Source organism: Streptomyces sp. NPDC048462, from assembly GCF_043200175.1.
Classification (GTDB): domain Bacteria; phylum Actinomycetota; class Actinomycetes; order Streptomycetales; family Streptomycetaceae; genus Streptomyces.
The window spans coordinates 138,240-149,418 of sequence record NZ_JBICXG010000007.1 but is presented as its reverse complement, the minus strand read 5'-3'; the positions used below and the strand labels follow the sequence as shown (position 1 = coordinate 149,418).

Annotated in this window: 9 protein-coding genes; 2 read left to right on the top strand and 7 right to left on the bottom strand. The window is 70.7% G+C overall.

All coding sequences use genetic code 11. The features are described from left to right. The first annotated feature begins 437 nt into the window (after window positions 1-437). Window positions 438-2,510, top strand: coding sequence for a hypothetical protein (locus tag ACGFU6_RS14960; protein WP_393610980.1), 2,073 nt, complete (start codon window positions 438-440; stop codon window positions 2,508-2,510). 35 nt (window positions 2,511-2,545) lie between these two features. On the opposite strand, the gene galE is transcribed toward ACGFU6_RS14960, so the two are convergent. Continuing rightward, on the bottom strand, window positions 2,546-3,517 hold the full coding sequence (gene galE / locus ACGFU6_RS14955; protein ID WP_393610979.1) for a UDP-glucose 4-epimerase GalE: 972 nt from the start codon (window positions 3,515-3,517) through the stop codon (window positions 2,546-2,548). A 206-nt stretch (window positions 3,518-3,723) separates the two neighbouring features. Here galE and ACGFU6_RS14950 point away from each other — a divergent pair, with 206 nt between their 5' ends. After that, window positions 3,724-5,955, top strand: a complete 2,232-nt coding sequence (locus tag ACGFU6_RS14950; RefSeq protein WP_393610978.1) for a CDP-glycerol glycerophosphotransferase family protein — start codon at window positions 3,724-3,726, stop codon at window positions 5,953-5,955. Window positions 5,956-6,030: 75 nt separating this feature from the next. On the opposite strand, the gene obgE is transcribed toward ACGFU6_RS14950, so the two are convergent. The 6 genes from obgE to galU all read right to left on the bottom strand — a co-directional run bounded on the left by obgE (window position 6,031) and on the right by galU (window position 11,171). Further along, entirely contained in the window at window positions 6,031-7,470 is a 1,440-nt protein-coding gene (gene obgE, locus ACGFU6_RS14945) for a GTPase ObgE (protein ID WP_123526020.1), read from the bottom strand. Window positions 7,471-7,609: 139 nt separating this feature from the next. Continuing rightward, the gene (gene rpmA / locus ACGFU6_RS14940) at window positions 7,610-7,867 is read right to left on the bottom strand and encodes a 50S ribosomal protein L27 (protein ID WP_018103204.1); all 258 of its coding nucleotides are present in this window, start codon (window positions 7,865-7,867) and stop codon (window positions 7,610-7,612) included. 14 nt (window positions 7,868-7,881) lie between these two features. Continuing rightward, window positions 7,882-8,202: a 50S ribosomal protein L21 gene (gene rplU / locus ACGFU6_RS14935; RefSeq protein ID WP_024494442.1), complete on the bottom strand. Its 321-nt coding sequence runs from the start codon at window positions 8,200-8,202 to the stop codon at window positions 7,882-7,884. 196 nt (window positions 8,203-8,398) lie between these two features. Beyond that, a complete protein-coding gene (locus ACGFU6_RS14930) occupies window positions 8,399-9,460 on the bottom strand; it encodes an iron-containing alcohol dehydrogenase family protein (RefSeq protein WP_393610977.1) in 1,062 nt (353 codons plus the stop codon). Beyond that, window positions 9,448-10,200, bottom strand: a complete 753-nt coding sequence (locus ACGFU6_RS14925) for a sugar phosphate nucleotidyltransferase (protein ID WP_393610975.1) — start codon at window positions 10,198-10,200, stop codon at window positions 9,448-9,450. Before ACGFU6_RS14925 ends, ACGFU6_RS14930 begins: the two co-directional genes overlap by 13 nt. 80 nt (window positions 10,201-10,280) lie before the next feature. Further along, window positions 10,281-11,171, bottom strand: coding sequence for a UTP--glucose-1-phosphate uridylyltransferase GalU (gene galU, locus ACGFU6_RS14920; protein ID WP_393610973.1), 891 nt, complete (start codon window positions 11,169-11,171; stop codon window positions 10,281-10,283). Between the last annotated feature and the right edge of the window lie 8 nt (window positions 11,172-11,179).

Sequence of the window (11,179 nt, the reverse complement as noted above, 5' to 3'; positions counted from 1 at the left end):
GGACGAAAACCGGCGGGGGCCCGTAACCGCCGGCCGCCTTTCCGGGCCCGCCCGGCCCGGAATGCGGCTCCGCATTTCTTTACATCGAACTGAACAACGAATGCGTCGGTTCCCGGGATTCGCACCGAAGACGGGTGCGCAGAGCACTGGGCGCAGCCCGTTCGGCGAGTACGGCGAGGTCCGCACTTCCGGGGACACATCCCTCCAATTCACGACCCCTGGAATTGGTTGTGCGTATCCGCTCGACTCTCACGAATCCTTCACGCTCGTCTCATGAACGGACGAGCCGCCCTCCATATGGTGGGGCCCCTGAACCCCCACGCCACCCATGCCAACCGGGCGTACCGGTCCGGGACCGGGCCGCCCGGCCGGCCGCACCGACACGTCGGCGCGGCCCCACCGCGCACGCGAGCGCTCGCGCTCTTTGGAGTCCCCCAGTGCAACCACTCCCCCCGCTCCTGCGGTACGCCGCGAACGCCCTCCCCCTCGCCGTACTCGTCGCGTCCTTCGCCGCCCAGGCAGCCGCGGCAGCTGTCCCGCACCTCGCACTGCTGGTCACCGCGACGGCCGCCAACCTGCTGGCCGAGGCCGCCCTGCACCGATGGCGGCCGGGCCAGGTCTCGCTGCTCGCCAAGGTCCGGGCCGATGTCATGGTCCGTCGGCTGACCTGCGATTTCCTGCTGATCGTGGGGCTGCTCCGGCTGGGCGGCGAACACCGGGAGACGGTCTACCTCCCGCTCGTCCTCGGCTTGCTCCTCTTCTACGCGCTCCACTTCGCCGGCCACGCGGCGGCGATCCGGGTGCGCGCGGCCCGGACCCTGCCGCTGCTCACCCGCAATATCGACGCCTCCGCCCTGGGCATCACGCCGGCGCCCCCGGCCCTGCTGATGCGCCGGCACGGGCCGCGCCTGCTGCTGTTCGGGCTGCCCGCGACCGTCGGGCTGCTGGTGACGGCGGCGGGCGACGAGCCGGAGTTCGCCGCGGCGGGCATCGCGCTGTCGGCCGCCCTCGCCGCCCTCTCGCTGGCCGAGCTGGTGCGGTGCCTGGTCCGGCGCCGCCCCGCGTCGGACCAGGAGGTGCTGGACTGGTTCGACGGCTGGCTCGCGGACTACCGGCCGACCGTCGGCATGTACTTCTCCGGCGGCGTCTCGTCCGCGTACCAGGCCAACATGTGGCTCGACGCGCTGTCCGGACTCGACGGCCGTCCGGTGATCGTGCTGCGCGAGCGCTTCATGATGCAGCGCATCGGCGCCACGGACATCCCCGTCGTGTGCATCCCGAAGGTCGCCCAGCTGCTCCGCCTGGAGCACTCGGCCCTGAAGCTGCTGATCCACCCCGCGAACTCCGGCAAGACCTCGCAGGTCCTGCGGATACCGTCGATCAAGCACGCCTTCGTCAACCACGGCGAGAGCGACAAGCTCTCCAGCTGCAACCCGTACGCGAAGGCGTACGACGAGGTGTGGGTCGCGGGACCGGCGGCGCGCGAGCGCTACGCACTGGCCGACGTCGGCATCGAGGACCGTGACGTGGTGGAGATCGGCCGCCCCCAGCTCGCCCCGATCACCCCGTACGCCGGCCCGCCCGCCGGTGCGCGCACGACCGTGCTCTACGCGCCCACGTGGGAGGGCTGGGACGGCAATCCGGGCAACACCTCGGTCGTCCTGGCCGGCGAGAACATCGTCCGGGCGCTGCTGCGCGACCCGGCCGTCCGGCTCCTCTACAAGCCGCACCCGATGACCGGCTCGGTCGATCCCCGGGCCGCCGCCGCCGACGCCCGCATCCAGGCCCTGATCCGCGAGGCCAACCGCGGCCGCCCCGGCCCGCGCCCCGGCCCGCGGGCAGCCGCCGAGCTGGCCCGCCGGACCGCGGAGCTGGCCGCGCTGACCGCCGCCTCGTTCCGCGACGACGCGGACGACGCGGAACGCATGCTGGCGCAGGGCACTCCGGAGCCCGGCCGGGCCGGGGCGGTCACCGCGGCGACCTCGGCCTGGGAGGCGGCCCACTGGGCGTCGCTCCCGCCCGCTGAGCACCAGATCATCACGGCCCCGCAGCCCGCGCTGTACGCCTGCTTCAACGAGGCGGACCTGCTGATCAGCGACGTGTCGAGCGTGGTCACGGACTACCTGGCGGCCGAGAAGCCGTACGCCGTCGCGAACACCGGCGGCCTGTCCGAGGAACAGTTCCGCGAGGCGTTCCCGACGGTCCGCGCGGCGACGATCCTGACGCCGGACGCGGCCGGTGTCGCCGCCCTGCTCGACTCGGTGCGCAACCCGGGCAACGACGGGCTGGCCGCCGCCCGCGCGGGTCTGAAGCTCCATCTCCTGGGCCCCTCGGACCCGCCGTCCCAGACACGCTTCGGCGAGGCCGCACTGGGCCTGTGCGCGATGGCGGACGAGCACCGCGTACGGATGTCGAACCGGCTGCTCCCGGGGATACCGGCACAGCGCGGAGCGCTGGAGGAGGCCGACGCGGCGGGCGAGGAACAGCTGGAGCCCGCGCCCGAGGCCTGAAGGGCCCGTCCCGCCCGTGGGCCCGGTGACCGGGCCTACGGGTGGCGCAGGCGCCAGCCCTGCCAGGCCGAGCCGATCATCTCGTCCAGGCCGTACCGGGCCGACCAGCCCAGCTCCGCCCGGATCCGGTCGGCCGCCGCGACCACGCGCGCGGGGTCGCCGGGCCGGCGGGCGGTCACCTCGGGGACGGTGTCCCCGTTGTCCGTCACCTTGAGGATGCGGTCGACCATCTCCCGTACGGAACTGCCCTCGCCGCGTCCGATGTTGAGCGTGAGATCCGTACCGGGCTCCGCGTCTTCGAGCCGGTGCGCGGCCGCGAGGTGGGCGGAGGCGATGTCCTCGACGTGGATGTAGTCGCGGACGCAGGTGCCGTCAGGCGTCGCGTAGTCGTCGCCGAAGATCCGCGGACCCAGGCCGGCCTCCAGGCGCTCGAAGACCATCGGGATGAGGTTGAACACCCCGGCGTCGGCCAGCTCCGGCGACGCCGCGCCGGCCACGTTGAAATAGCGGAGCGAGGCGCAGCGCAGCCCGTGGGCGCGGGCGGCGGCGTGGATCAGCCACTCCCCGACGAGTTTGGTCTCGCCGTACGGGCTCATCGGCGCGCACGGGGTGTCCTCGGTCACGAGGGTGACGTCGGGCATGCCGTATACGGCGGCGGACGAGGAGAACACCAGCCGGTCGACACCCGCGTCGACCATGCTCTCCAGCAGCACCTCCAGGCCCGTCACGTTCTCCCGGTAGTAGTGGAGGGGCCGCTCCACGGACTCGCCGACCTGCTTCTTGCCCGCGATGTGCACCACACCGGTCACCCTGTGGTCGCGGATCGCCGCGTCCAGCGCAGGACGGTCCAGGACGCTGCCGGTCACCAGGGGCACTCCTTCGGGTACCTTCTCGGCGCTGCCGGTCGACAGGTCGTCGTACACCACGACCCGCTGACCGCCCGTGAGCATCGCGCGCACGACGTGCGCGCCGATGTATCCCGCCCCGCCCGTAACCATCCAGGTCATATCGTGCGTCTCCCTGTCCGAGTCCTTGCGCATCCGATTCACTCTACGTGTACATAAAGTCGGACCGGCGGACCCGCTCCTGCCCCTCAAAGAGGGCTGACAGGATCAATTACGCTGTCCGGGTGCTGGACACCGTCGCACTGTTCAAAGGTGCGCACCGCGTACCTCGCACACCCCCCTCGGACAGCTCTCTGGACTGGTGGACGATGCCTCGACTGACACTCATCGTGCCTGCGTACAACGTGCAGGGGTACATCGGGGAGTGTCTCGACTCCGTGCTCCAGCAGGACTTCACCGACTTCGAGATCATCGGCGTCGACGACTGCTCACCGGACGGCTCCGGCGCGATCCTCGACACATACGCGAAACGCGACTCCCGCGTCCGTGTGCTCCACCTCACGGAGAACGTGGGTCTGGGACATGCCCGCAACGCGGGTATCGACGAGGCGACCGGTGACTACCTGATCTTCCTGGACAGCGACGACACCCTGGCCCCGGGTTCGCTGGCGGCCATCGCGGCGCGCCTCGACGCGACGGACGACCCCGACGTCCTGGTCTACGACTACACCCGCACCTACTGGGACGGGCGGCTGCTGCGCAACAGGCGTGAGGAGCTGCTGGACGAGAGCGGTCCCGACGTCTTCACTCTGGCCGACCGGCCGCAGCTGCTCGACCTGCTGCAGATCGTGTGGAACAAGGCCTACCGCCGCGACTTCGTCAGCCGGCACGGCTTCCGGTTCCCGGCCGGCTACTACGAGGACGCGCCGTGGACGTTCTCCTCGCTGATCTCGGCGGAGACCATCGCCGTCCTGGACCGCTCGTGCGTGCTGTACCGGCAGCGGCGGGAGGGCGGGAACATTCTCCGCACGGTCAGCCGCAAGCACTTCGACGTCTTCGGCCAGTACGACCGCGTCTTCGCCTATCTGGACGCGCGGCCGGAGCTGGAGACCTGGCGCCCGGCGCTCTTCGGGAAGATGGCCGACCACTTCCTGACCGTCCTGGAAAAGCCGGGCCGGCTTCCGCGGGACGCGCGGGCCGAGTTCTTCCACCGCGCGGCCAAGGAATACCGGAGCCGGCTGCCGGCGGGCTTCAGGCGGCCGCCGGGCGGCAAGGGTTACAAGTACGCCCTGCTCGGCCTCGATTCCTACCCGACGTTCGTCGGCGTCATCCGGGTCAACAACGTGCGCAACCGGGCCAGGCTGGGCGGCCGGGCCCGCGTCGGCCGGGCCAGGCGCGCCGCGCTCGGCATGTTCTACAAGTCCCAGCTGCGCATGCCGCTGGACGAGAACCTCGCGGTGTTCTCCGCGTACTGGGGCCGCGGCTACTCCTGCAACCCCGCGGCCATCGAGGCGGAGCTGGGCCGGCTGGCCCCGGGCATGCGCCGGGTCTGGGCGGTCAGGTCCGAGCACCGCGACCGGGTCCCCGCAGGCGTCGAGGCGGTGGTGGTCGGCTCCCGCGAGTACTGGTCGGTGATGGCCCGCGCGAAGTACCTCACGAACAACGTGAACTTCGGCGACACCGTGATCAAGCGCGAGGGCCAGGTCCATCTGCAGACCCATCACGGCACTCCGCTGAAGACGATGGGCCTCGACCAGGCCCAGTACCCCGCGTCCACCAGCATGGACATGGAGAAGCTGCTGCGCCGGTGCGACCGCTGGGACTACAGCCTGTCCGCCAACCGCTTCTCCACCACCGTGTGGGAGCGGGTGTACCCCTGCCGGTACAAGTCGCTGGAGACCGGCTACCCGCGCAACGACGTCCTGCTCAACGCCACCGCGGCCGACGTCTCGCGGGCCCGGCACGAACTCGGCCTGGCCGACGGCTCGACGGCGTTCCTCTACGCCCCGACCCACCGCGAGTACCAGAAGTCCTTCACCCCCCGGCTCGACCTGCCGAAGCTGGCCGAGGAGCTGGGCCCCGACGTCACGCTGCTGGTGCGCGGCCACTACTTCTACAAGGCGTCCGGCCGGCTCGCCGATCTCCAGGCCGACGGCCGGATCATCGACGTCTCCTCGCACGGGAACGTCGAGCAGCTCTACCTCGCGGCGGACGCCCTCGTCACGGACTACTCCTCGGCGATGTTCGACTACGCCAACCTGGACCGGCCGATCGTGATCTACGCCGACGACTGGGACACCTACCGGGCCGTGCGCGGCACCTACTTCGACCTGATGGCGGAGCCCCCGGGCGCCGTGGCCACCAGCCAGGAGCAGCTGACCTCGGTGCTGGGTTCCCAGGAGTGGCGGAGCGAGAAGTCGGCGGGGCTGCGCAAGGCGTTCCGGGAGCGCTTCTGCGACTACGACGACGGGCGCGCCGCGGAGCGCGTCGTGCGCCGGGTGTTCCTGGGCGAGGAGGCGATGCTCCCGTATCTCCCGGTCGACGAGCGTACCCCGGCGCCCTCCCCCGCCGAAGCGCTGGAGCGGTCCGGCCGGTCCTGAGGGCCGGGCACCGCGCAAAGCACGCGGTCCCGGCTCCCCACCGGGGGAACCGGGACCGCGGAGGTCTCCCGTCGCCTACGCGAACGGGTCGAACTCCTGGTACTCCTTGCTGACGTCGTCGCGCTCGTCCTCGCGGTCGCGACGGCGCTGGGCGGCCGGACGCGGCTCCTCCAGGCGGTGGTCCTCGCCACGGCGGCCGAGCATCTCGGCGCCGGCCGTCACGGTCGGCTCCCAGTCGAAGACGACGGCGTTGTCCTCGGCGCCGATCGCCACCCCGTCTCCCGCACGGGCGCCGGCCTTGCGCAGCGCGTCCTCGACGCCGAGCCGGTTCAGCCGGTCCGCGAGGTAGCCGACGGCCTCGTCGTTGTTGAAGTCGGTCTGGCGCACCCAGCGCTCCGGCTTCTCGCCGCGCACCCGGTAGATGCCGTCGTCCTCCAGGACCACGGTGAACCCGGCGTCGTCCACGGCCTTGGGCCGGATGACGATACGGGTCGCCTCCTCCACCGGCTTGGCGGCGCGCGCCTCGGCGATGACGCCGGCCAGCGCGAAGGACAGCTCCTTGAGCCCGGTGCGGGCCACGGCGGACACCTCGAAGACGCGGTAGCCGCGGGCCTCCAGGTCCGGACGGATCATCTCCGCCAGGTCCAGGCCGTCCGGGATGTCGATCTTGTTGAGGACGACGATGCGGGGCCGGTCCTCCAGACCGCCGTACAGCTTCAGCTCCTTCTCGATCATGTCGAGGTCGGAGAGCGGGTCGCGGTCGGACTCCAGCGTCGCGGTGTCCAGTACGTGCACGAGGACCGAGCAGCGCTCGACGTGGCGCAGGAACTCCAGGCCGAGGCCCTTGCCCTGGCTCGCGCCCGGGATCAGGCCCGGGACGTCCGCGATGGTGTAGACGGTGGAGCCCGCGGTGACGACGCCGAGGTTCGGGACCAGGGTCGTGAACGGGTAGTCCGCGATCTTCGGCTTGGCGGCCGACAGGACCGAGATCAGCGAGGACTTGCCGGCGCTCGGGTAGCCCACCAGGGCCACGTCGGCGACGGTCTTCAGCTCCAGGACGATGTCCCGGCTCTCACCGGGCTCACCGAGCAGCGCGAAGCCGGGGGCCTTGCGGCGGGCCGAGGCCAGCGCGCCGTTGCCGAGGCCGCCTCGGCCGCCCTGGCCGGCGACGAACATGGTGCCCTGGCCGACCAGGTCGGCGAGCACGTTGCCGTCGGTGTCGAGCACGACGGTGCCGTCCGGCACTGGCAGGATCAGGTCCTGGCCCTCCTTGCCGGTGCGGTTGTCACCGGCACCGGGCTGGCCGTTGGTGGCCTTGCGGTGGGGGTGGTGGTGATAGTCGAGGAGGGTGGTGACGGCCTGGTCGACGATCAGGGTCACATCGCCGCCGCGGCCGCCGTTGCCGCCGTCCGGGCCGCCGAGCGGCTTGAACTTCTCACGGTGAACGGAGGCGCAGCCGTGGCCCCCGTTACCCGCGGCGGCATGCAGCTCGACGCGGTCCACGAAGGTGGTCATGGTTGGAACCTCCAGTTACATACGTGCAGAAAAATCTCGCTCGTGCCCCTGTAGGAGCAACACGCGAAAGGCGGACCCACTTCCCGTAACAGGAAGTGAGGTCCGCCTCCACGTCAAACCGTTCTACGAGCGCCGAGAATCAGCCGGCGATCGGAACGATGTTCACGACCTTGCGGCCACGGTGCGTGCCGAACTCGACCGCACCGGCGGCGAGGGCGAACAGCGTGTCGTCGCCGCCACGGCCGACGCCCGTGCCCGGGTGGAAGTGGGTGCCGCGCTGGCGGACCAGGATCTCACCGGCGTTGACGGCCTGACCGCCGAAGCGCTTCACGCCGAGCCGCTGGGCATTGGAGTCGCGCCCGTTACGGGTGGACGATGCGCCCTTCTTATGTGCCATGTCTCCTCAGTCCCTTACTTCGCAGCCGCGGGGATACCGGTGACCTTGATCGCCGTGTACTGCTGGCGGTGACCCTGGCGACGGCGGTAGCCGGTCTTGTTCTTGTAGCGAAGGATGTCGATCTTCGCGCCCTTGTGGTGGTCCACGATCTCGGCCTGGACCTTGATGCCGTCAAGCACCCACGGGTCGCTGGTCACGGCGTCGCCGTCGACAACGAGCAGGGTAGAGAGCTCTACCGTGTCGCCAACACTGGCGGTGGGAATCTTGTCAACCTCAACGATGTCGCCGACAGCAACCTTGTGCTGGCGACCACCGCTGCGCACGATGGCGTACACGCGGATCTCACTCTCACTCGAAGACGAAACCCCTGAAGCCAGCCGCTCACACGGGTCCGGGGACCCGTGATGATCCGGATTGGACGAGCGGCCTCTCCCGAACGAGCGGGAGGTCAGTGCTCAGAGGTGTGGCGAAACAAACGCCGACGGTCAAGATTACGGGGCCTGGGACACCCCGGTCAAACCGGGCCCCGTTTCAGGACCCGGCCGCCCTGACGTAGTCGGCGTAGGCGTCTCTGATCCCGTCCGGGGACAGGTTCAGGTGTTCCAGGATGGTGTACCGGCCCGGCCTGGTCCGGGGTGCGAACTCGACCACCGAGACGAACTCGTCCACGCTGAACCCGATCTCCTGCGCGGTGACCGGCAGGCCGTGGCGCCGCAGCGTCGCGGCCATCCGCGCGGACTCCTGGTAGGCGCCGCGCAGGTGCATCGCGAAGGCCGCGCCCAGACCGCACTGCTCCCCGTGGCTGGCCGCCCGCCGGGGGAAGAGCAGGTCGAAGGCGTGGTTGATCTCGTGGCAGGCGCCGGAGGCGGGCCGGCTGTCGCCCGCGACCGACATCGAGATCCCGGTGAGCACCAGCCCCTCCGCCAACACCTGGAGGAACCGGTCCTCGTCCAGCGACCCGGGGTGGCGCAGCACGGCCTCGCCGGCCTGCCGGGCCATCGCCGCGGCCAGTCCGTCGATGTCCTCGCCGTTGACCTGGTGCGCGAGCTCCCAGTCCGCCACGGCGGAGATGTTCGAGAGCGCGTCCCCGATCCCGGACCGCACGAAGCGGACCGGGGCCTCACGGATGATGTCGAGGTCGATGACGACGGCGATCGGGTTCGGGACACCGTAGGAGCCTCGGCCCGCGTCGTTGTCCAGCGTGGCCACCGGTGAGCACAGACCGTCGTGCGACAGGTTCGTCGCCACGGCGACCAGCGGCAGCCCGATGCGCGCCGCGGCGAACTTGGCACAGTCGATGATCTTGCCGCCGCCGAGGCCGACCACGGCGTCGTACCGCCCGGACTTCATGTCCTCGGCCAGCTTGACGGCGTCGTTCAGCGTGCCGCCGCCGACCTCGAACCAGGAGGCGCCGGGCAGGCTGTCCGAGAGCCGCTCCCGCAGCGCCCGGCCGGAGCCCCCGCTTATCGCGACCGCCAGCTTCCCCGAGCCGGAGATCCGCTGATCGGCGAGGACACCCGCCAGATCCGCCAGAGCGCCGGCCCGGATGTCGACGACGACCGGTGCGGGGATCAGCCGGGTCAGTACTGGCACGCGATGGTCCTGCCCTTGGCCAGGTCCTCGTGGTTGTCGATCTCCACCCACTTGATGTCGCCGATCGGCTCCACGTCGACCTTGAAGCCTCGGTTGACGAGCTCCTGGTAGCCGTCCTCGTAGTAGAGGTCCGGGTCGCGCTCGAACGTGGTCTTCAGCGCGTCGGCCAGCTCCTCGGCCGCCTCGCCCTCGATGAGGGTGACACCGATGTACTCGCCGGTGGCCTCGGCCGGGTCCATCAGCTTGGTGATCCGCCGGACGCCCTTGCCCTCCTCGACGACGACCTTCATCTCCTCGTCGGCGAGCTTCTTCACCGTGTCGAGGGCGAGGATGATCTTCTTGCCGTCGCCTCGGGCCGCCAGCAGCGTCTTCTCGACGGAGACGGGGTGCACGGTGTCGCCGTTGGCGAGGATCACGCCGTCCTTGAGGGCGTCACGGCCGCACCAGAGGGAGTAGGCGTTGTTCCACTCCTCGGCCTTGTCGTTGTCGATCAGGGTGAGGGTGAGACCGTACTTGGCCTCCAGGGCGGCCTTGCGCTCGTACAGGGCCTCCTTGCGGTAGCCCACGATGATCGCGACCTCGGTCAGGCCGACCTCGGCGAAGTTGCCGAGCGTCAGGTCGACGACGGTGAGGCTCTCCTCGTTCCCCTCGGGCCCGACCGGCACCAGGGCCTTGGGCAGGGTGTCGGTGTAGGGGCGCAGACGACGGCCTGCGCCGGCCGCCAGAATCATGCCGATCATGAGGGTTCTCCTTGGTCCTTGGTGCGTGTGTCCCGGGTGGTGGGTCCGGGTGCCGTACGGGAACGGGCCCCGACAGCCTCTCAGAGCTCGGCCGCCACGTAACCGCGCAGCCAGTCGCGGAATTCGGGGCCCAGGTCCTCGCGCTCGCAGGCGAGTCTGACGATGGCCCGCAGGTAGTCGCCCCGGTCACCGGTGTCGTAGCGGCGGCCCCGGAAGACGACGCCGTGGACCGGGCCGCCGAGCTTCTCGTCGGCGGCCAGCTGCTGGAGCGCGTCGGTCAGCTGGATCTCGCCGCCCCGGCCGGGCTCCGTCTCGCGCAGCACGCCGAAGACCGCGGGGTCCAGGACGTAGCGTCCGATGACGGCGAGGTTGCTGGGGGCGTCGCCCGGGTCCGGCTTCTCGACCAGCCCGGTGACCCGGACGACGTCGCCCCGGGACGTGGCCTCCGCCGCGGCGCAGCCGTACATGTGGATCTGCTCGGGAGCCACCTCCATCAGCGCGACGACGCTGCCGCCCTCGCGCTCCTGGATCTCCACCATGCGGGCCAGCAGCGGATCGCGCGGGTCGATCAGGTCGTCGCCGAGGAGCACCGCGAACGGCTCGTCGCCCACATGGGGCTCCGCGCACAGGACGGCGTGACCCAGACCGCGCGGGTCGCCCTGGCGGACGTAGTGCATCGTCGCCAGGTCGCTCGACTCCTGCACCCTGCGCAGCCGTTCGGCATCGCCCTTACGGGTGAGCGCCGACTCCAACTCGTAATTCCGGTCGAAGTGGTCCTCCAGGGCGCGCTTGTTGCGCCCGGTGATCATCAGGACGTCGCTCAGTCCCGCGGCGGCGGCCTCCTCCACGACGTACTGGATCGCGGGCTTGTCGACCACCGGCAGCATCTCCTTGGGAGTTGCCTTGGTCGCCGGCAGGAACCGGGTGCCGAGCCCGGCGGCCGGTATGACGGCCTTCTGGATCTTGCGCATGTGCTCAG

Bases quoted from the DNA above. Each gene is read 5' to 3' on its own strand.
- galU (WP_393610973.1), bottom strand. From the start codon at position 11,171: ATGCGCAAGATCCAGAAGGCCGTCATACCGGCCGCCGGGCTCGGCACC.
- ACGFU6_RS14950 (WP_393610978.1), top strand. From the start codon at position 3,724: ATGCCTCGACTGACACTCATCGTGCCTGCGTACAACGTGCAGGGGTAC.
- ACGFU6_RS14925 (WP_393610975.1), bottom strand. From the start codon at position 10,200: ATGATCGGCATGATTCTGGCGGCCGGCGCAGGCCGTCGTCTGCGCCCC.
- galE (WP_393610979.1), bottom strand. From the start codon at position 3,517: ATGACCTGGATGGTTACGGGCGGGGCGGGATACATCGGCGCGCACGTC.
- rpmA (WP_018103204.1), bottom strand. From the start codon at position 7,867: ATGGCACATAAGAAGGGCGCATCGTCCACCCGTAACGGGCGCGACTCC.
- obgE (WP_123526020.1), bottom strand. From the start codon at position 7,470: ATGACCACCTTCGTGGACCGCGTCGAGCTGCATGCCGCCGCGGGTAAC.